General features: G+C 61.9%; 18 protein-coding genes and 1 pseudogene. 10 read left to right on the top strand and 9 right to left on the bottom strand.

What is annotated here, in order from left to right; translation table 11 throughout:
• The first annotated feature begins 120 nt into the window (after positions 1-120).
• Genes ACW9JE_RS18975 through ACW9JE_RS18965 form a run of 3 tightly spaced genes read left to right on the top strand, consistent with a single transcriptional unit; the run spans position 121 to position 3470 of the window.
• The gene (locus ACW9JE_RS18975; protein ID WP_457433595.1) at positions 121-1317 is read left to right on the top strand and encodes an amidohydrolase family protein; all 1197 of its coding nucleotides are present in this window, start codon (positions 121-123) and stop codon (positions 1315-1317) included.
• Positions 1314-2801: an amidohydrolase family protein gene (locus ACW9JE_RS18970; protein ID WP_457433594.1), complete on the top strand. Its 1488-nt coding sequence runs from the start codon at positions 1314-1316 to the stop codon at positions 2799-2801. The genes ACW9JE_RS18975 and ACW9JE_RS18970 overlap by 4 nt, the downstream gene beginning before the upstream one ends.
• Positions 2802-2813: 12 nt before the next feature.
• Positions 2814-3470 (top strand): flavin reductase family protein, encoded by a 657-nt coding sequence (locus tag ACW9JE_RS18965; protein WP_224538712.1) that lies wholly within the window; start codon positions 2814-2816, stop codon positions 3468-3470.
• A 126-nt stretch (positions 3471-3596) separates the two neighbouring features.
• Here the strand turns inward: ACW9JE_RS18965 and ACW9JE_RS18960 are convergent, their stop codons facing one another.
• Positions 3597-3965 (bottom strand): DUF427 domain-containing protein, encoded by a 369-nt coding sequence (locus ACW9JE_RS18960; protein ID WP_175377224.1) that lies wholly within the window; start codon positions 3963-3965, stop codon positions 3597-3599.
• Positions 3966-4234: 269 nt separating this feature from the next.
• Between ACW9JE_RS18960 and ACW9JE_RS18955 the strand changes: the two genes are divergently transcribed.
• The 3 genes from ACW9JE_RS18955 to ACW9JE_RS18945 all read left to right on the top strand — a co-directional run bounded on the left by ACW9JE_RS18955 (position 4235) and on the right by ACW9JE_RS18945 (position 7592).
• A complete protein-coding gene (locus ACW9JE_RS18955; RefSeq protein ID WP_457433593.1) occupies positions 4235-6181 on the top strand; it encodes a DNA topoisomerase III in 1947 nt (648 codons plus the stop codon).
• Positions 6182-6246: 65 nt separating this feature from the next.
• Positions 6247-6765 carry a GNAT family N-acetyltransferase gene (locus ACW9JE_RS18950; protein ID WP_457433592.1) on the top strand — a complete coding sequence of 173 codons (519 nt, stop codon included), beginning with the start codon at positions 6247-6249 and terminating at the stop codon, positions 6763-6765.
• 497 nt (positions 6766-7262) lie between these two features.
• On the top strand, positions 7263-7592 hold the full coding sequence (locus ACW9JE_RS18945; protein WP_224538699.1) for a hypothetical protein: 330 nt from the start codon (positions 7263-7265) through the stop codon (positions 7590-7592).
• A 285-nt stretch (positions 7593-7877) separates the two neighbouring features.
• Here the strand turns inward: ACW9JE_RS18945 and ACW9JE_RS18940 are convergent, their stop codons facing one another.
• From ACW9JE_RS18940 to ACW9JE_RS18905, 8 genes and pseudogenes are all read right to left on the bottom strand, one after another.
• Positions 7878-9380 carry an aldehyde dehydrogenase family protein gene (locus ACW9JE_RS18940; RefSeq protein ID WP_457433591.1) on the bottom strand — a complete coding sequence of 501 codons (1503 nt, stop codon included), beginning with the start codon at positions 9378-9380 and terminating at the stop codon, positions 7878-7880.
• Positions 9381-9461: 81 nt separating this feature from the next.
• The gene (locus tag ACW9JE_RS18935) at positions 9462-9839 is read right to left on the bottom strand and encodes a CZB domain-containing protein (RefSeq protein WP_457433596.1); all 378 of its coding nucleotides are present in this window, start codon (positions 9837-9839) and stop codon (positions 9462-9464) included.
• Positions 9840-9872: 33 nt separating this feature from the next.
• A pseudogene (locus tag ACW9JE_RS18930) lies at positions 9873-10157 on the bottom strand (methyl-accepting chemotaxis protein); the annotation flags it as partial.
• Between the two features lie 483 nt (positions 10158-10640).
• Complete coding sequence (locus ACW9JE_RS18925) at positions 10641-11153, bottom strand: HvfX family Cu-binding RiPP maturation protein (protein WP_457433590.1); 513 nt, start codon at positions 11151-11153, stop codon at positions 10641-10643.
• Between the two features lie 403 nt (positions 11154-11556).
• Positions 11557-13089, bottom strand: coding sequence for an ArnT family glycosyltransferase (locus ACW9JE_RS18920; RefSeq protein ID WP_457433588.1), 1533 nt, complete (start codon positions 13087-13089; stop codon positions 11557-11559).
• A gap of 3 nt (positions 13090-13092) precedes the next feature.
• Positions 13093-13371 carry a lipid-A-disaccharide synthase N-terminal domain-containing protein gene (locus tag ACW9JE_RS18915; protein ID WP_457433587.1) on the bottom strand — a complete coding sequence of 93 codons (279 nt, stop codon included), beginning with the start codon at positions 13369-13371 and terminating at the stop codon, positions 13093-13095.
• Complete coding sequence (locus tag ACW9JE_RS18910; RefSeq protein WP_224538691.1) at positions 13368-14108, bottom strand: glycosyltransferase family 2 protein; 741 nt, start codon at positions 14106-14108, stop codon at positions 13368-13370. The genes ACW9JE_RS18915 and ACW9JE_RS18910 overlap by 4 nt, the downstream gene beginning before the upstream one ends.
• A 109-nt stretch (positions 14109-14217) precedes the next feature.
• The gene (locus tag ACW9JE_RS18905; protein WP_224538689.1) at positions 14218-14835 is read right to left on the bottom strand and encodes a cell wall hydrolase; all 618 of its coding nucleotides are present in this window, start codon (positions 14833-14835) and stop codon (positions 14218-14220) included.
• A 141-nt stretch (positions 14836-14976) separates the two neighbouring features.
• Between ACW9JE_RS18905 and ACW9JE_RS18900 the strand changes: the two genes are divergently transcribed.
• The 4 genes from ACW9JE_RS18900 (at position 14977) to chrA (ending at position 19355) form a co-directional block, all read left to right on the top strand.
• Entirely contained in the window at positions 14977-15828 is an 852-nt protein-coding gene (locus ACW9JE_RS18900) for a CAP domain-containing protein (RefSeq protein WP_224538687.1), read from the top strand.
• A gap of 153 nt (positions 15829-15981) precedes the next feature.
• Positions 15982-16980 carry a GTP 3',8-cyclase MoaA gene (gene moaA / locus ACW9JE_RS18895; RefSeq protein WP_457433586.1) on the top strand — a complete coding sequence of 333 codons (999 nt, stop codon included), beginning with the start codon at positions 15982-15984 and terminating at the stop codon, positions 16978-16980.
• Between the two features lie 4 nt (positions 16981-16984).
• Positions 16985-17884, top strand: a complete 900-nt coding sequence (locus ACW9JE_RS18890; protein WP_457433585.1) for a bestrophin family protein — start codon at positions 16985-16987, stop codon at positions 17882-17884.
• Between the two features lie 130 nt (positions 17885-18014).
• Positions 18015-19355 (top strand): chromate efflux transporter, encoded by a 1341-nt coding sequence (gene chrA / locus ACW9JE_RS18885; RefSeq protein ID WP_457433584.1) that lies wholly within the window; start codon positions 18015-18017, stop codon positions 19353-19355.
• The last annotated feature ends 138 nt before the right edge of the window (positions 19356-19493 follow it).

Genomic DNA, 19493 nt, shown 5'->3' with positions numbered 1-19493 from the left:
CACAGGGATTGGTGCTGATCACAAAACTTGTGAACTCCCCGCCCCCCCCTGTGGGAGCGGGCTTGCTCGCGAAGAGGCCCGCCCGAACACCGCTGATTCAAAGACTGAAATGAGGTATCTATGACCCACCCCCGCTGGCTACGCAACGTGCGCCCCTACGGCGCCACCGCCGAAGACCTGCTGATCGAAAACGGCCGTTTCACCCAACGCCGCCCGGCCACAACCTGCGAGCTGCTGGCCACTGACATCGACGGCCAGAACCAGCTGCTCACCGGCAGCCTGGTGGAAAGCCACGTTCACCTGGACAAGACCCTGTGGGGCCAACCCTGGCGCCCGAACAGCGCCGGGCCGACCCTCAAGGACTACATCGCCAACGAGCGTCGTATCCTGCGTGAAGTCACCACGCCGATTGCCGACCGAGCCGGCGCCCTGCTGGAAAACTGCATCGCCCGTGGCTCGCTGACCATGCGCTGCCACGTCGACATCGACCCGGAATTCGGCCTGCGCCACGTCGAGGCCATGCAACAACTGCAGGAACGCTACCGCGACCTGATCGACCTGCAACTGGTGGTGTTCCCGCAAACCGGCCTGATCAGCCGCCCCGGCACCGCCGGACTGATGCGCCAGGCCATGGCCATGGGCGTGGAGAACGTCGGCGGCCTCGACCCTTGCGGCATCGACAACGACCCCATCGCGCAACTGGATTTCGTCTTCGAACTGGCCAGCGAATTCGACCGTGGCGTGGACATCCACCTGCACGACAAGGGCGAGCTGGGCCTGTGGCAGATCAAACTGATCGCCGACTACACCGAGCGCTTCGGATTGCAAAACCGCGTAATGATCAGCCACGCCTACTGCCTCGGCATGTTGCCGTGGAGCCAGGTCAAACCGGTGGCCGAGCGTCTGGCGGCGCTGGGTATTTCCCTGATGAGTTCGGCGCCGGCCGATACCGCCGTGCCGCCCTTCCTCGCCCTGCGCGAAGCCGGGGTCAATGTCTGCCTGGGCTCGGACGGCATTCGCGATGCCTGGTCGCCCATGGGCAACGGCGACATGCTCGAACGCGCGATGCTGCTGGCGTTCCGTTTCGACCTGAACAAGGACGAGGAGCTGGCGGCGGTGTTCGATGCAGCCTCGGTCAACGGCGCCAAGGCACTGGGTCGTGAAGGCCGCACCGTGGAGATCGGCCAACCCGCGGACTTCCTGCTGATGCAGGTGTACACCCTGGGTGAAGCCGTAGTCGCGCGGCCTGCGCGCCAGGTGTATCGCGGTGGGCTGCTGATCGCGTCCGGCGGTCGTTTGCTGGAAAGCCGTCTGTGAAGCGCATCGGCCTCAAGGCCAGTTGCGTGGTCGGCTACGACGGCACGCAGCATGTGCTGTGGCGCGATGGCGAGGTGGTGTTCGAAGACTCGCGGATCGTCTTCGTCGGACGCGATTATGCGGGGCCGGTGGATCAGTGGATCGACCATGGCAATGCGCTTATCGGCCCAGGCTTCATCGATCTGGATGCCTTGGGCGATCTCGATTCCACGGTGCTGACACTGGACAACGGCGACGAGCGCCAGATGGGCCGGATGTGGTCCGCCGAGTACCTGGCCCGCGGGCCCCGTGAGAGCTACAGCTTCGATGAAGAAGTTTCCAAATACCGCTACGCCTTCACGCAGCTGATCCGCAATGGCATCACCACGGCGATGCCGATCACCTCGATGTACTACCGCGAGTGGGCGGAAAATTACGACGAATTTTCCGCGGTGGCAGGCGTCGCTTCCGAGCTGGGACTACGGACCTACCTCGGCCCCTGCTACATGAGCGGCATGAGTTACTGGCAAGCCGACGGCACCCTGGCCCATCACTGGGATGAAAATCGGGGCCTGGCGGGGCTCGAGGCGGCCGAACGGTTCTTCAAGGACTTCGATGGCGCCAACGGCGACCTGATTCGCGGCGCGCTGCTGCCCGATCGCATCCAGACCTGCACCCCGGCACTGCTGCAACGGACCGCCGCGCTGAGCCGCGAACTCGACGCGCCAATGCGCCTGCATTGCTGCCAGGGCCTGGGCGAAGTGGCGATGGTCGAGCAATTGCGCGACGCTTCACCCCTGGCCTGGTTGCAGCAACTGGACCTGCTGACGCCGCGCAGCCTGCTGCCCCACGGCATCTACACCCGTGGCGATGACGACTTGCAGCGGGTGGTGGACGGCGGCGCCAGCCTGGTGCATTGCCCGGTGGTCTTCGCCCGGGATGGCGAGGCGCTGAACTCCTTCGGTCGTTATCGGGCCAAGGGCATCAATTTCGCCCTGGGCACCGACACCTGGCCGGCGGATTTGCTCGACAACATGCGCCAGGGCCTGAACATCGCTCGCTTGATGGAGGGCGGCAATTCGCTGACCAGCGCACTCGACCTGTACAACGCCGCCACCCTCGGCGGTGCCAAGGCGCTGGGGCGCGACGACCTCGGTCGCCTGGCGCCAGGCTGCAAGGCCGACATCACCGTCTTCAGCCTGCGTGGCATGCACCTGGGGCCGCTGTTCGACCCCCTGAAAAATCTGGTGCTGGCCGGACGCGGCGACGACTGCATCGCCAGTTACATCGACGGCCGCTGCGTGATGCAGGACGGTCAGGTCAACGGCATCGACTACGCCACTCTGCAGCGCCAGGCACAACAACAATTCGAAAAACTGATGCGCAGTCACAGCGACCGGGCCTTCGGCCAGCCGGACTGGAAAACCCTGTTCCAGCCGGCCATCCCGTTCGCCGACAACTACAGCGCACAGGCGCCACTGTGCGCCGTCGATCCCCTTATTTAGAGAATTCTGCCCATGCAAAGCTTCGACTTCAGCCAACTGAGCCCACGGGAAAAATACAAGATTCTGATCGGCAGCGTGGTGCCACGGCCGATTGCCCTGGTCACCACCGTCGACGGCGAAGGCCGGGTCAACGCTGCGCCCTTCAGCTTTTTCAATGCACTATCGGCAGACCCGCCCATCCTCGCCTTGGGGGTGGAAAACTACGGCGACCAAAGTCCCAAGGACACCACGCGCAATATCCAGCTCAATCAGGAATTCACCGTCAACATCGTCAGCGATGCACTCGTTGAAGCCATGAACGTCTGTGCCGTGCCCTTCGCCCCCGGTTTTGACGAACTGACCGCCGCCGGCCTCACCGCCATCGCCGGCACCACCGTCAAATGCCCACGCATCGGCGAAGCCCCGGTGGCGCTGGAATGTCGACGGATGATGGCGCTCAACATCGGCCAGTCCCGGGAGATCATTTTCGGTGAAGTGCTGATGGCCCACGTGCGGGACGAACTGATCGACCCGAAGACCCTGTACATCGATCAACTGGGCCTGGACGCGATCGGCCGCATGGGTGGACATGGCTATGCGCGCACGCGGGACTACTTCGACCTGCCGACCCGCTCATTGCAAGCATGGACGGATGCGCCCGGAGGTGGTGAGCGGTTCTGGCCCAAATGAACCACCTCCCCTGTAGGAGCGAGCATGCTCGCGATGGACGCCAACGATAACGCTGGCTGTCTGACACCCCGCGGTGTCCGGGCGTACATCGCGAGCAAGCTCGCTCCTACAGGGCAGGATCGCCTCTCACTCTTCGAGCTCAACCACCTCGAACTTCACCTGATCCGGATAAAACGCCAGGTACTCACGAATCTGCGATACCGACACTTTCGGATTCTCGTAGCTCCACACCGCGTTGGCCCCCTCATGCCCCGGCACCTGCAGGCTGAAATAGCTGGCGTCGCCCTTGTAGGGGCAGTAGCTGGTGTGATCGGTGCGGGCGTAGTACTTCTCGTCGATGTCTTCGCGCGGCACGTAATACACCGGCGGGTAGTTGGCCTCCAGCAGCACCAGCGCTCGCGAGGACGCGGCCACCTGGATGCCATGGAACTTCACCAACAGACAGCCGGGTTGCTCGGCGATGGTGATGACAGGACTGGGACCGGTGCTTTTCATGAAATTCGTTCCTCATGACGGTGATTGACCTGCGGGAGCGCTGCCGGGCCGTGATGGTGCCTTGATGGACAGGACAGCGGCCCCTAAACCCGAGACCACGATGTATCAGGTATAACCCAACTTTGACCGGCGCGACGACCTCACAGCCGAACGGGTCATGCAAACAAGTGCAACGCATTGACTGTACATCCATACAGATAATGGTTGATCCAACGCGCATCTGCCGCCATTCTGTGCACCTCTGCGAATCCTGATCGACGATGGTGGTTATGCGGCTGTACCTCTGTGAAAAACCCTCCCAGGCCAAAGACATTGCCGCCGTGCTCGGTGCCAGGCGTCGTGGCGATGGCTGCTGGCTGGGATCGGATGTCACGGTGACCTGGTGCATTGGCCACCTGCTGGAAACCGCGCCGCCGGACGCCTATGACGCCCGCTACAAGCGCTGGGTCCTGGCCGACCTGCCGATCATTCCGGACAAATGGAAAATGACCGTCAAACCGCGTACCGCCAGCCAGTACAAGGCGGTCAAGCGCTTGCTCGGCGAGGCGTCCGAGCTGATCATCGCCACCGACGCCGACCGTGAGGGCGAGATGATCGCCCGTGAACTGGTGGAGCACTGCCGCTATCGCGGGCCGATCCGCCGCCTGTGGCTGTCGGCGCTGGACGATGCCTCGATTCGCAAGGCCCTGGCCGCGCTCAAGCCCGGAGCCGAGACCTTCAGCCTTTACCACTCGGCCCTGGGCCGCAGCCGCGCCGACTGGCTGATCGGCATGAACATGAGCCGCTTGTTCACGCTGCTCGGGCGTCAGTCCGGCTACCAGGGCGTGTTGCCGGTGGGCCGGGTGCAAACCCCGACCCTGCGCCTGGTGGTGGATCGCGATCGCAGCATCGCCGACTTCATCCCGGTGCCCTACTGGGCCATCGATGTGCAGCTGCTGCATGACGGTACCGCGTTCACCGCGCAATGGCGCGCCCCTTCCGATGTCTGTGACGATCAGGATCGCTGCCTGAATCAGGGGCTGGCGCAACAGGCCGCCGCGGCGATGATGGGCGCAGCGAGTGCCCGGGTGATCAAGCTGCGCACCGAGCGCATGCGCGAAGTGGCGCCGCTGCCGTTCGATCTGGGCACTCTTCAGGAAGTCTGCTCGAAGAAGCTCGGACTGGGCGCTCAGGAAACTCTCGACATCGCCCAGGCGCTATATGAAACCCACAAGGTCATCACTTATCCGCGAAGCGACTGCGGCTACCTGCCGTTGAGTCAGCACAGCGAGGCTCCGGCGATTCTGGCGGCGCTGCGCCAGGCCGATCCCGCGCTCGACGCCCTGCGTGATCACCTCGAACCGCAGCGCCGCTCGCGGGCCTGGAACGATGCCAAGGTCAGCGCGCACCACGGCATCATCCCCACTGCGGCGGCAAAGAATCTTGAGCGCTTGAGCGGCAAACATCGCGCGGTCTACACGCTGATTCGCGCCCGTTATCTGGCGCAGTTCCTGCCCAATCACGAATACGACCGCACCCAGGCCGACTTCGACTGCGCTGGCCAGGCTTTGCGCGCGGTGGGCAAGCAGATCGTCGAGCCGGGCTGGAAACGCGCCCTGCCCGAAGCCCTGGCACCGGCCAAGGGACGTGAAGCGCCGGCTCCGCAGACGTTGCCGAGCTTGCGCGAAGGCATCGACTGCGCAGTGGACAGCGTGCAGCTCAAGGACCTCTGGACCCAGCCGCCGAAGCCCTTCACCGAGGGCGACCTGATCAAGGCGATGAAGAACGTCGCCAAACTGGTGGAAGATCCGCTGCTCAAACAGAAACTCAAGGACACCACCGGCATCGGCACCGAAGCGACTCGCGCCTCGATCATCCAGGGCCTGCTGGACCGAGGTTATCTGGTCAAGAACGGCAAGGCGCTGTCTGCCACTCCCGCCGCGTTCAGCCTGATCGATGCCGTGCCCCGGGCGATTGCCGATCCGGGCACCACAGCTATCTGGGAGCAGGCGCTGGACATGGTGCAGAGCGGGGAAATGAGCCTCGAAGAATTCGTCACCAAGCAGGCGGCGTGGATGAGCAAACAGGTCGCCCGTTGCGCCGGCCTGAACCTGACCATCAGCGGCCCGGCCAGCCCTGCCGGGCGCGAGGGCACACCTTGGAAGAGCAAACGCAAGCCGGGCAAACGCAAGGCCTCGACGGGCGCTAAACGAACCACGAAACCCGCGAAGGCTTGATCACGCGGCGGCAGATGAAAAGGCATCGACCATACTGAACAGGCCCCAGCCAGGAGCCCACCAGAATGCTCTCGATAACACTACACGCCGCGCACAGGGACGAACTGGAAACCATCGAAAACCTGATGCAGTTCTACACCTACGATTTCAGCGAGTGGCTGCCGCTGGAGCTGGGTGAGCACGGTTTTTTCAGTCTGCATCCGCTGACGGACTACTGGCGAAATCCCGCAACCCGGCCGTTTCTGATTCGCGTCGATGGCGAACTGGCCGGTTTCGTGACCGTGGATGACAACATCCAGGTGCCCGGCGCCGAGCACAACATCGGCTACTTGTTCGTAGCACGACGCTTTCGCGGCCAAGGCGTCGCCAGGTTTGTCGTTTCCGCCCTCTTGAGCCGTGTTCCCGGTCAGTGGCAGATTTTCCATCTCGACGCAAACCCTTGTGCCAGAGCGTTCTGGGCCAAAGTCATGATGGATCTTGCGTCCGGTGAGTTCACTTCGCATCGGCTGATGATCGGTGGCCACCCATGCACACTCTACCGCCTTGCAAGCCCGCGGCCTACGGCGATCACCCCGCCGTTGTAATTCCAAATCGACTTTGTCCGACAATATGTAGTGACCAAAAATAATCACTACAAAACCGTTGACGCCTTCGATTTGCCCTTGCATGATGCAGACGTCTCCCCGATCGGGAGTACAGGCAACACGTTTGAGCAAGCTCGTCTGACCGCCGAGCTGTTTTTTCCGGATGCACGCTGCCCACAAGGCAGATTGAAGAAGCTGACCTGGCCTGAACGTCCAGTACAAGGACGAGAAGCGCTGGCGATTCATCCTCATGATGCTTGTGGCCGACCCTGAAAACGTCGGCAGGGCCAACAGGTAATCGCCGCTTCTCTTCGTTGTGACGCTAACGCGTAGCAGTTATTCAACACGACTACATGCAACAGACGCAGGCACTCGCCACTACCGGCGGACGACTGCTGACGTCCTGGTTTCGGTGCCAGGGATCAACTAACCGATGGGCTACATGTATTTAGCGAATCAACTTTGAAAGATCACCAAATGGTCAAGGGGGCTCTACCATGAATCTGAACAATCAACCGACTATCGAAGAACTGGCTCGTATGTTCGCGGCGAAGAAAGATACGCTCGACAGCCATATTCTGTGGATCTGCAAATCGGGCAACGTTCACATCGACTGCCTGTCGCCCCACAGCCATGAAGCGGAGTTCGACCAGAACAACCAGAACCTGCTGGCCCGCATGAAGATGTACCGTCGCGGCCAGGGCTACGTCGGCAAGAAAGCCGCCGCCGACAAGGACTTCATGGGCAATGTTCTGCAAACGCTGAAACAGGCCTGGGGATCGATGCAAGGTAAGAACGAAGTTCGGGTGATTGACCGGTTCTGCTAATTAACTAAGTCTTTATCGACTTATAAATAAAGAGGGCCTGCTCCCAATAAGAGCAGGCCCTCTTTTATTGTCCGTAAACAATAAAACTGCAGGAGCGAGCTTGCTCGCGATGGTCGTCAACGATAACGCTGGCTGCCTGATACCCAGCGGTGTCTGTACCTCCATCGCGAGCAAGCTCGCTCCTAAAGGGGGCGTTGTCAGCATTGGTTCGCCAAAGCGGTCAATGCGGCGTAACGAAAACAGAGGCAGCGACCGCCAATGACTGGCGGTCGAGAAAGGACAAGTTTAGCGTTTAACGCCCAGATCGATCTGGGTCATGCGGCTGCGAACGGTGAACACGCCATCGCCCGACAGAATCGCGCTGCGGGCAAACAGTCGACCGCTTTCCCAGTTCGACAAACCCAGTTCCGGCTTGTTGAGCGCGTACTGACCGTCGACCCAACGGGTAATGCCGTTGCCCACGAAAGGCGCGTTGACCGCATTGTAGAAACGCTCCTGGGTCGCCGCGTCTTCGCTGATCAACGACACAGTGAACTGCGGGCTGTAGCGATTGAACAAGGCGATGGCGCTGTCCAGGTCGTCGACGATCTTCAGGCTGACTTCCGGGGTTTCTTCCCACTCCCACTCGCGGCCCAACTGCTCCTCGGGCAGCGGTTCGGCCAGCGCCTCGGTCTGATAGCCTTCGGCGCGATACACCTCGACAGTGGCGTCCTTCCAGTCCGCGGGCAAAAGCCCTTCACTCCCTTCGACAATATGCAGCTTGCAGCCCTGCCCCCGAGCCTTGCCGGCCTGTTGCAGCGCATCGAGAAACAGCGGCACCAGCTCGGCGGCGCGGTCGCGATGGATCAGACAGACGTTGAGGGTGTTGCAGACCTTGCGATCCAGGGAATTGCGCACCACGGCGGCAAAGCGCGTGGCATCGGCATCCTTATGGGCGATCAGCCAGGCGCCACCAGTACCATGCAGGCTGACGGCGGTGCCGGCCTGTTGCGCGATGCTGCCCAGTTGGCTCACCGCGCGACCCGAACCACGGGCCACCGCCAGAGAAAGACGGCGGTCGGCGAACATCGCCCAACCGGCGGCGTGATTGACGCTTTCCACCAGCGACACCGCGCCGTACGGCAAACCGGCGTCGGCCAGTGCCGGATTCAAGGCGTGGGTGACGATGGCCTGGGCGGTGCCCAACGCATCGCCGCCAATGCGCAGCACGGCAGTGTTGCCGGTACGCAGGACACCGGCGGCATCGGCAAAGACATTCGGCCGACCTTCGAAGACGAAGGCGACGATGCCCAGCGGCGACACCACCTGCTCGACTTTCCAGCCGTCGTGCTCGACGCAACTGATCACCTTGCCCCGGGTCGCAGGCGCATCGCGCCAGGCCCGCAGGCCTGAGATCATGTCACGGCGCATGCGTTCATCGGCCAGCAAACGGGTGGTAGAGCGACCGCGAGCCTTGGCCCGCTCGATGTCAGCCTGGTTGGCCGCCTCGATCAGGGCCCAGCAATCCGGGGTTTCCAGGCGTTGGGCGAAAAGATCGAAGAAGTGGCTGATAGCCTGATCGGACACCGCCGACATCGCCGCAAACGCCGCTTGCGCGCGTTCGATCGCCACCGCAGCCGCCTGTTGGTCGGCCACCGGAATCAGCAACAGTTCACCGCTGACTTGCTCCACCAACAGGTGGTCTCCGGGCTGGAAGCGAGCCGCCAGTTCGGGGCTGACCACCGTGACACGATTACCGGCGAAAGGGATCGGCGTGCCAGCGACTAGACGTTCGAGCGCAAGAGACATGAAGCGGTTACACCATGCAAAGGGCGGGCGGAAAATGTATAGCAAAAGTTACGGAGCGTCACCCGCCCGCGACGGCCCGCCTCAGCCCAGACGCGAATGCAGCAGTCCCTTGACCGTGCGCATCACCGCGGCATTGGCCTCCTCCATCTGCCCGACCTGCCGCAGTGTCTCTTCCAGCTCGCCCCGAGCATGGGCTTCCAGCGCCGCCTGACCGCTGCTGTGCACCCGGCGATGGGGCTCTTCCATGCGTCGGAAATCGGCATCGCGCTGCTGGGTCTGATTCTCTTCACCGTAATACCACTGGCCGAACAGGCATTCGGTTTCATCCGGCAAGATCAGGGGCGAATGGGGTTTTGGGTTGAGCAGGCGATCATAGACCGCGACTTTGAGCGTCAGCTCCTGCAGGTTGGCCAACTCGACGTTGGACAGCAGGTGCGACTGGTCGATTTCCCGCTGCATCTGTTGCGCCTCGCCGTACATCCCGGCCATGGCCTCGGCGGTTTTGTCGATCACTGCACCGAAGGCACTGGAAACCTGGTTCTGCTGGGAGATCGCCTGCTTGGCCTCGCTGATTTCCTGCTGGATCGCCGAGGTTTCCTTGACGATTTCCCGGGTGGCTTCGGCCGTCTTTTCCGCCAGCAGACGCACCTCCCCCGCCACCACGGCAAACCCGCGTCCGGTGTCGCCGGCACGCGCAGCTTCAATGGCTGCGTTGAGGGCCAGTAGATTGGTTTTACGGGCGATATCGCTGATCAGGTCGACAATGCGGTCGATCTCGCTGGCGCGGCTGACCAGATGGGTGATCACACCTTCCAGGGCATCGAGCCCCGCGGCCATGACTCGCGATTGCTCCTGCAGATGCGTGACCTGTTCGCGGTTATCGATGGCCGCGCGGGCCACGGTTTCGGCGCGCTGGTGGTTGAGCTTGAGGCGCTGGTTGAGCATCGAGAACGAATCGCTGACCGGCGACAACGAGTTGCCGCAGGTGAGCAGGTGCTGCGCCAGGCCACGGAAGAAATCCCGGTCGCGCTGCTCGGCCTTGCGCATCGCCATCTGTGTTTCATCGACATTGCCGGCGAGCACCGGTGCCGGCACCGGCGTGGCAGGCTCGTTGATGGCCCCGGCAGTTTTCCTGCGCCATGTGAAATTCATCTGCATTCCCCGAGCGCAAAGCGCCAAAAAGCCCGGACGATACGAATCATCCGGGCCGGGTAAAAGATCCAATTTGACGAATTAACAGCAGACCAGTCGCTTGCCGGATTACTGATGGCGACGCCAGAACAGCTTCGACAGCAGCGCATCGAGACTGAGCTTGCCGGGCCCCGAGAGCACCAGTGGCACCAGCGCCGCGAGGTAGATAAGCGGCAGTTTGAAGTTGCCGTAGCCCTTGTTGGTGATCGAGTAACCCTGGGCCAGTTCGCTCAGGCTCGACCACTCGGATGGCCAGTGCACGGCGGCGGTCGCGACGATGGTGACGACGATCAGACTGATCGCCGAAAACCGCGTGGCCAGCCCCACCAGCAGAGCCAGAGCGCAGATCAGCTCCACCCACATCGACATTTCCCAGTTCAGCGAAGCCGAGAGGTGATCGAACGGAAACGGAAAGCGGTTCTGAATGTCGGCAAACCAGTTCTCGCCGTTGAATTTCTCGAGGCCCGACTCAAAAAATTCCCAGGCCAGGAAAATCCGCAGGGTCAGCGGTGCGATCCAGTCGCCGGCACGGTCAAGGTTCAGGTGCAGGCCTTTGACGGCCGATGAAATGGAAGTGCTCATGGACGTGGATCTCCTTCAAGTCAGGGATGTCGGGCCACAGCGAGCCCGGTCAGCGCAATGATCGGCGTGGCCAATCGATGAGTGAATTTCATCAGGCCGGTGTATCTGCGATGTGTCGCATGCGCTGGGATTTGAAGGTTTGTTGTGTCAGGAACGGGGCTGTACACACTGTGATACGTAACCGCCTCCACGGCTTTTGTGGCTGGACGCAACACTCGCGACCAACCTCAATCACTGTGGGAGCGGGCTTGCCCGCGAAGAGGTCGGCACATCCAACATCGAAGGCGCCTTACGCAACGTCTTCGCGAGCAAGCCCGCTCCCACAGGACCTGTGAGCACCGCCGATTCTGTGTAGGAGCTGTCGAGTGCAACGAGGCTGCGATCTTTCAAGGGCAAGCAACAACTACAGTTTGCCGGTGAGCACCGGATCATCCCACGCGAACCGATAAACCCTGTCGTTCGCCAGCCCCGTGCACTGACCATTGTCCGCATCGGCCCCGACAATCGACCACTGCGCCCGAGAGTTCTCGCCTAACTCCCGCGCCGCCTCAGGCTTGAAGCAACGGGTCAGCACCTCATCCGGCACCAGCGCAAAATCCTTCGGATGCTCACGCAGCCACTGCGCCGCCCTCTCCACCGTAGAGTCGAGCATGCCGAAATGGACAATCGGCTGGCGGGCGAACAGCCAGTGGCCTTCGCTCCAGTTGACCAGCACCAGGTTCGCGCCCTGGGTCATGACGTTGGCCTGGGCCATGAGGCTTTGATTGGGGTTGGTGCCGTCCTTGACCGGCTCGATGAAGCCGCGGGCGAACCACAGCACGAACCAGATGGCGACCAGCGCCGGAAAAGCTCGACGCAGGCGCGGACGCTGGCGGAACCAGCGTTGCAGCAGCCACGGCACCAGCGGCGCGGCGGCCAGTGCCAGCGCCGGCAGTGCCGGGTAGATGTAGAGCTTGCGCTTGCCGGCGCTGATGCAGAAAAACAGCAGCACCAGCGCGATCCAGCCGAGCAGCACCAGCACCCGACCATCGCGTTTTTGCAGTTGCCGGCGCCAGGCCGGCACCAGCCATGGCAGAACCAGCACCAGCGGCAGCCAGTATTGCGGGATGACGTTGGTGAAGAAGTACCAGAACGGTTCGCGATGGTGCCACGACGCGGCGTAGCGGCCTGCGGTCTGGCGCAGCAGGATTTCCCGCGCGTAGGCGATCTCGTCCGGGCTGCCGTTGAAGACGATGGACAGTGCCAGCGGCAGCAGCCAGATCGCAATCGCCGCCAGCATCACCAGCAAGCCGAGCAGCCATTTGCGCCCCTGCCCCGGCATCGCCACCACTCCCGGCCAACCCTTGCGCGCAGCAAAGGCATAGGGAATCAGCAACAGAGCCGGCAGAAATCCCACACCCTTGGTGATCACGCCAATGCCCATCGCCGCACAGCCCACGTAAAACCAGCGCCACGCCGGTCCGAGCAGCAGATGACGCGTCAGCCCGTAGAGCCCGAGCGTGGTGAACAGGATCAGGAAGCTGTCGATCTGCCCGGTGCGCAGGATGCTGTAGGTCTGATAGGTCGCCAGATACAGCAACGCGGCATAACGGCCGATGCGCTGATTCCACAGACGCCGCCCCAGGTCATAGACCATCGCCGTGACCGTCACCGCCGAAAACAGTCCCGGGATATACAACGCGATATTGGGCATGCCGGTCAGCCAGACGAAGAACGCCACCGTCCACATGAAGATCGGCGGCTTGTCTCCATAGATCTCCCCGGCGCGATGCGGGATCAGCCAAGAGCCGTTGTGCAACATCTCCAGAGCGACGCCGAGGAATCGCTCCTCATCGACGTTCTGCGCCGAACGCAATCCCAGGCCCGCGCCAATCAACAGCAGGGCAAGCAGCATCAGACCCAGGCATTCGACCATGGGCGTAAAGGTGCGGCGCATGGTTTATTCCTTGAGTTTTCGGCTTTTGGCAATCAGTTGCAGGTTGCGCAGGTAAACGATCGAGCCGAAGGCCTGGCCGGCGATGAACACCGGGTCCTGGCGGTAGAAGGCGTAGGCGAACAGCAAGGTGCTGCCGACGATGCTCAGGTACCAGAAGCTCACCGGGATCACGCTGCGCTTTTTGTATTCGCTGTACAGCCACTGCAGGACGAACCGCCCGGTAAAGGCGATTTGCCCGGCGAAACCGATCACCAGCCACAAGGCTTCGCGGGTCATGATCATCCTTCCAGTTCCTGGGCGTGGGTGTTCAGGCGGGTGCGTTTGATCAGCCACCAGACGCCGATCAGATCGAGGATGCCCACCAGGGCGCGGTCGATGTTGCCGTACTTGGAAATCCCGGCCGTGCGCGGCCGGTGGTTGACCGGATGGACGATCATTCGGCCGTTGTGGCGCTGGATCAGTGCCGGAATGTAGCGGTGCATGTGATCGAAATACGGCAGGCGCAGAAACGCCGCGCGCTCGATCAGCTTCAGGCCGCAACCGGTGTCCGGGGTGGAGTCCTTGAGCAGGCGACTGCGTATGCCATTGGCGAAACGCGAGGCCCAGCGTTTGCTTGCGGTATCGCGCCGGTTGGTACGGTGGCCGGCCACCAGCTGCACGTCGGCTTTGGCCCGGTCGCTGCGCACCAGCGCCAGCATTCCCGGGATGTCCGCCGGATCGTTCTGGCCGTCGCCATCGAGGGTCGCCAGCCACTGTCCCCGCGCCTCGCGGGCGGCGTGATAGAGCGAGGTGCTCTGCCCCAGCGAGCGTTCGTGATGAAGGATGCGCAAGGTGCTCAGGCCATTGTTGCGGATCTGCCGTAGCTCCTGCAGGGTCGCATCGGTGCTGCCGTCATCGACGACGATGATCTCGTAGACCTCGTCCGCCATGGCAACGCGGATTTCCTCGAGCAAGGGCTTGAGGTTGTTCGCTTCGTTTTTCGCTGGAATCAGTACGGATACGAAAATGTCCCGGCTCATATGTTTCTGTTCTGCCCATGAACTTTGATGTCATGAAGCTTGTAGAACAGAAATATTTCAGTTTCGGGGGCCTGGAGACATTCCCGTAGGTTTTCCAGCTTTAATGCGACTACTTCGCATCGCCGCCACGAGGCTTGTAAAAGCGGAACAGGCCGATGTCCACGGTATTGACGTACTCCTTGGCCCAATCAGGTTTCACCGTGCGGTCATGGAAGTACAGGGCGCCGCCGGTGCGATCCGGCAGTTGTTTGTTCAGCGCCTTGCGCGCGATTTCCTTGGCCAGCGCGTACTGCACCTCCTCCTGCACCGAATCGGACTTGCCGTCACACCACCAGGAGAACTGGCAGCTCTTGGTTTCCGAGCCCTGTTTGACCACGCCGCACACGGTATCGGGGAAACCCTTTTTGCCAAGCCGGTTCATCACCACGTTGGCCACCGCCTCCATGTCGGCTGCGTCCTTGCCCTTGGCCTCCCAATAGATGGAGCGGGCCATGCAAGTGATCGCGTCGTCCAGCGGCGCGGTGCCCTCGGGGTCCACGGCCTGGACTTCGGACTGGGTAATCGCTTCGGTCTTGGGCACCGGTTCCGGACTGCTCTTCTCGGCGGCCTTCTGCTCCAGCACCTCGGCCTTGTCTTCGGCAACTTTCTGTTTTTCCGCGTCGGCCGCGAAGGCGGGGGCGACAAGCAGCGTCAATGAAAAGCAGGCAGTAATCCAGGGTAGGCGCATGGTCGGCAAGACTCAGTTGGAATTATCGCTTTAGTGTAGTAGTGAAATGATTGCACACACGTCCTAACATTTCGCAGAATCCGCTGCCTTATACGATGTCACTTCGCGCATCATGGGCGCAGTCAGCCAAAGGGGATTTTCATGCATTTCGTCTCATCCGCTCTGCGCCTTGCCGGGTTTTCCCTGGCCTTGTCGTTTGCCGCTTCGGCCGTGGCGAGCGACGAATCGCAACTGATCGAATCGATCAACCTCTATCGCAGCCAGTTACAGCGCTGCGCCGGCCAGGTGTCCTCGGAGCTGCCGCCGTTGGCCGCCGATCCTCGGCTGGTACTGTCTGCCGCCAGCATCGGCAATTTGCAGCAGGCGATGTCCACCGCCGGTTATCCGATGAAGAACGTGCAGGCCATAAGCCTCTCCGGGCCTCGTGATGCGGCGGGAGCGATGAAGGCGATTCAGGAAAGTTTTTGCCAGATCGTGCTCGATCCGCAATTCGTCGACGTCGGCGTCAGCCGCCAGGATCGCGAGTGGCGCATCGTGGTGGCGCGGCCGCTGTTGAGCGCGCGTCTGGGCGACTGGCAGGCCGAAGGCCAGAAGCTTCTGGCCGAGGTCAACGCGGCCCGCACCCGGCCACGCCAGTGCGGCGCGCAATCCTTCAACGCCACCACGCCGCTGGCCTGGAATGCCACCCTGGGCAGCGCCGCCGAAACCAACTCGCGCAGCATGGCCAACAACAATTACTTCGACCACAAGGACCGCGACGGCCGCACCCCGGGCGACCGGGCGGAACTGGCGGGGTATGACTTCCAGCAGATCGGCGAGAACATCGCCGCGGGCCAGGACAGCGTGCGCAAGGTGGTGGACGGCTGGCTGACCAGCCCCGGTCATTGCGCCAATTTGATGAACCCGCAGTTCAAGGAATTGGGCGCGGCGTATGCGACCGATCCGAAGAGCGATGCGGGGATTTATTGGACGGCGATGTTTGGTGCCCAGTAAAACCGCGTCAGGGCGCAATTCATCATAGACGCCCTCGATCAACCGGTATTTATTAGTGATTGGACGTGATGAAACGTTGCTCTTAGTCTGCGCGCGATAATCCGTTGTCAGCGGAAAGCTCATTCAATGCGTTCGGCGCTACGCGGGGGAATCATGTCGCAAAGACTCTTGATCGATGGGTTCGCAAGGCGCGTGGACTATTTGCGGATGTCGGTGACCGACCGTTGCGATTTCCGCTGTGTGTATTGCATGGCCGAGGACATGACGTTCCTGCCGCGCCACCGGGTGTTGACCCTCGAAGAGATCTATCAGGTGGCGCAGAGCTTTGTCGCTTTGGGCACTCGCAAGATCCGCCTGACCGGGGGCGAGCCGCTGATTCGACCGGGTGTGGTCGAGCTGTGCCGCAAGATCGCCGCCCTGCCCGGCTTGCGCGAATTGTGCATGACCACCAACGGTTCGCAGTTGGCCAGACTGGCCGAACCGCTGTTCGAGGCCGGGGTCAAGCGCCTGAACATCAGCCTCGATTGCCTGGACCCGCAACGCTTCCGCGAACTGACCCGCACCGGCGATCTGGCGCAGGTGATCAAGGGCATCGATGCCGCCAACAAGGCCGGCTTTTGCAACACCAAGCTCAACTGCGTGGTGATGAAGGGCCGCAACGATCACGAGATCAACGATCTGGTGAGCTTCGCCATCGACCGCAATCTGGACATTTCCTTCATCGAAGAAATGCCCCTGGGCACCATCCATGAGCACAGCCGCGCCGAGTCGTTCTACTCAAGCGCCCAGGTGCGCGAGCGGATTGCCGAGCGCTACACCCTGATCGATTCTGCCGAGTCGACCCAGGGTCCTTCGCGCTACTGGCGCCTGGCCGAGGCGCCGCACATTCGCCTGGGATTCATTTCGCCCCACAGTCACAATTTTTGCGGCACCTGCAATCGTGTGCGGCTGACGGTGGAAGGTCGCCTGTTGCTGTGTCTGGGCAACGAGCATTCGGCCGATCTCAAAGCGGTGTTGCGCAGCCACCCCGGCCAGCCCGAACGCCTGGAGCGGGCTATTATCGAGGCGATGAAGCTCAAGCCCTACCGGCACAATTTTGAGGTGAACGATGATGTGCAGGTCGTGCGCTTCATGAACATGACAGGCGGCTGAAACCATGATCGTCAGACCCAAACCCAACCTGATCGGCGTTCTGACGTCGCTCAAGGGTTCGATTGCCAAGCGCATCGCCCTGCGCACCCTCATGGTGACGCTGCTCGCCTCGGCGATCGTTCTGATCGAAACCCTGCATCCGAGTTACTTTTCCAAATTCAGTGCCACGCCGTTCACTCTCCTGGGGTTGTCGCTGTCGATCTTCATGAGCTTTCGCAACAACGCCTGCTATGAACGCTGGTATGAGGCGCGCAAGGCTTGGGGGGACGTGATCGTGGAAATCAGGTCGATGATCCGCGAAACCCAGGTGATCAAGGACGCCGGTGAACGGCGTGCAATCCTGCGCAATTTATGCGGGTTTGCCCATGCGCTGAACGCCAGGTTGCGCAAGGAAAGCGAACTGGCCGCCAGTGCGCAATGGCTGGAGCCCAAACCCGAAGCCGGCACTGCGGAGATCAGCGGCCAGGTGTTGCTGCAGGTGGGTCAACAGTGCTCCGCCCTCAACGAATCCGGCGCCATCAGCGAATGGCGTTACACGCTGATGGCCAATCACCTGACCGGTCTGACCCACGCTCAGGCGGTCTGCGAACGGATCAAAAATACACCGCTGCCATTCCCCTACACCCTGCTGTTACACCGCACCATCTACCTCTTCTGCATCCTGCTGCCGTTCGCCATGGCCGAACCATTGGGCTGGCTGAAACCGATCTTCACTGCGATCATCAGCTACACCTTCTTCGGCCTGGATGCGATTGCCGATGAGCTGGAAGACCCTTTCTGTCGCGAAGAACATGCCTTGCCCACCGACGCCATCGTGCGCGGGATCGAGCGCGATGTACTCAAGGCATCAGGCGAAACCGAACTGCCGCCGTTGCTGGAACCCGTGGACTTCGTACTCCACTGAAAACTGCAGGGGCGAGCCTGCTCGCTATAGAGATTCGGACAGGTTGCGGTGACTGGAAATACCCCTGTGCAAGCCCTTCACGCGTGGCTACAGTCATCGGCTCAAAGCGCCCCAGCACAGGAGCCTCCGCTTGAGTCCGGATAATCAACCCGCAAAGCCCGACCCCGTCAGCCTGCGCGAAGCCTTGCGCTTCTGGCTCAAGCTCGGTTTCATCAGTTTCGGCGGGCCGGCCGGGCAGATCTCGATCATGCATCAGGAGCTGGTCGAGCGCCGCCGCTGGATTTCCGAACGGCGCTTTCTCCACGCGCTCAACTACTGCATGTTGCTGCCCGGCCCCGAGGCCCAGCAACTGGCGACCTACATCGGCTGGCTGATGCACCGCACCTGGGGCGGCGTGATGGCCGGCGCGTTGTTCGTGCTGCCGTCGTTGTTCATCCTGATCGCCTTGTCCTGGGTGTACATCGCCTTCGGTGAAGTGCCAGTGGTGGCCGGGGTGTTCTACGGGATCAAGCCGGCGGTGACGGCGATCGTGGTCCAGGCCGCGCATCGCATCGGTTCACGCGCGTTGAAGAATGGCTGGCTGTGGGGCATCGCCGCGGCGGCGTTCGTGGCGATCTTCGTACTCAACGTGCCCTTCCCGCTGATCGTCCTGGGCGCGGCGCTGATCGGTTATTTCGGCGGCCGCTGGGCGCCGGACAGGTTCCGCACCGGCGGCCATGGCGGCACGAACAAAAGCTTCGGCCCGGCCCTGATCGATGACGATACCCCCACTCCTGCCCATGCCCGTTTTCGCGGTTGGAACCTGCTGCGTTTGGGGGTGATCGGTGCGCTGTTGTGGGCGCTGCCGATGGCCGTGCTCACCGCGCTGTTCGGCTGGGACGGCACACTGACTCAGATGGGCTGGTTCTTCACCAAGGCGGCGTTGCTGACGTTCGGTGGGGCCTATGCGGTGCTGCCATACGTGTATCAGGGCGCGGTCGGGTATTACGGGTGGCTGACGCCGACGCAGATGATCGATGGCCTGGCGCTCGGCGAAACCACTCCCGGGCCGCTGATCATGGTGGTCGCTTTTGTCGGTTTCGTTGGCGGTTATGTGCATCAGGTGTTCGGTGCGGATCAGACGTTTGTCGCAGGTGCCGTGGCCGCGACGCTGGTCACCTGGTTCACTTTTTTGCCGTCGTTCCTGTTCATTCTGGCTGGCGGGCCGTTGGTGGAATCGACCCACAACGAACTCAAATTCACCGCGCCGTTGACGGCGATTACCGCGGCGGTGGTGGGTGTGATTCTTAATCTGGCGTGTTTCTTCGCCTACCACGTACTCTGGCCGCAAGGGTTCAGCGGGCAGTTGGACTGGGCTTCGTTGCTGATTGCGATTGCGGCTGCGGTGGCGTTGTTGCGGTTCAAGCGTGGGGTGATTGAGGTGTTGATTGGATGTGGGTTGGTTGGGTTGGTGGTCAAGCTGATCGCTTGAGCCTAAGGCAAACCTGCGACAAGGAGGCTTGCGCGATCCATGTAGCAGCTGGCGAAGCCTGCGTTCGGCTGCGAAGCAGTCGCATAACCTGAGTGCGAGGTCTGCCTGAAGCACCGAGTTGCCTTATTTCACGACTGC

The organism is Pseudomonas sp. SDO55104_S430 (genome assembly GCF_054070595.1).
The sequence above is the reverse complement of the archived record's forward strand: the minus strand, read 5'-3'. Positions and strand labels throughout refer to the sequence as shown.

Excerpts from the sequence above, each read along its gene's own strand:
- ACW9JE_RS18975 (WP_457433595.1), top strand. The coding sequence starts at position 121 with ATGACCCACCCCCGCTGGCTACGCAACGTGCGCCCCTACGGCGCCACC.
- ACW9JE_RS18965 (WP_224538712.1), top strand. The coding sequence starts at position 2,814 with ATGCAAAGCTTCGACTTCAGCCAACTGAGCCCACGGGAAAAATACAAG.
- ACW9JE_RS18960 (WP_175377224.1), bottom strand. The coding sequence starts at position 3,965 with ATGAAAAGCACCGGTCCCAGTCCTGTCATCACCATCGCCGAGCAACCC.
- ACW9JE_RS18955 (WP_457433593.1), top strand. The coding sequence starts at position 4,235 with ATGCGGCTGTACCTCTGTGAAAAACCCTCCCAGGCCAAAGACATTGCC.
- ACW9JE_RS18950 (WP_457433592.1), top strand. The coding sequence starts at position 6,247 with ATGCTCTCGATAACACTACACGCCGCGCACAGGGACGAACTGGAAACC.
- ACW9JE_RS18945 (WP_224538699.1), top strand. The coding sequence starts at position 7,263 with ATGAATCTGAACAATCAACCGACTATCGAAGAACTGGCTCGTATGTTC.
- ACW9JE_RS18940 (WP_457433591.1), bottom strand. The coding sequence starts at position 9,380 with ATGTCTCTTGCGCTCGAACGTCTAGTCGCTGGCACGCCGATCCCTTTC.
- ACW9JE_RS18935 (WP_457433596.1), bottom strand. The coding sequence starts at position 9,839 with ATGCAGCGGGAAATCGACCAGTCGCACCTGCTGTCCAACGTCGAGTTG.
- ACW9JE_RS18925 (WP_457433590.1), bottom strand. The coding sequence starts at position 11,153 with ATGAGCACTTCCATTTCATCGGCCGTCAAAGGCCTGCACCTGAACCTT.
- ACW9JE_RS18920 (WP_457433588.1), bottom strand. The coding sequence starts at position 13,089 with ATGCGCCGCACCTTTACGCCCATGGTCGAATGCCTGGGTCTGATGCTG.
- ACW9JE_RS18915 (WP_457433587.1), bottom strand. The coding sequence starts at position 13,371 with ATGATCATGACCCGCGAAGCCTTGTGGCTGGTGATCGGTTTCGCCGGG.
- ACW9JE_RS18910 (WP_224538691.1), bottom strand. The coding sequence starts at position 14,108 with ATGAGCCGGGACATTTTCGTATCCGTACTGATTCCAGCGAAAAACGAA.
- ACW9JE_RS18905 (WP_224538689.1), bottom strand. The coding sequence starts at position 14,835 with ATGCGCCTACCCTGGATTACTGCCTGCTTTTCATTGACGCTGCTTGTC.
- ACW9JE_RS18900 (WP_224538687.1), top strand. The coding sequence starts at position 14,977 with ATGCATTTCGTCTCATCCGCTCTGCGCCTTGCCGGGTTTTCCCTGGCC.
- moaA (WP_457433586.1), top strand. The coding sequence starts at position 15,982 with ATGTCGCAAAGACTCTTGATCGATGGGTTCGCAAGGCGCGTGGACTAT.
- ACW9JE_RS18890 (WP_457433585.1), top strand. The coding sequence starts at position 16,985 with ATGATCGTCAGACCCAAACCCAACCTGATCGGCGTTCTGACGTCGCTC.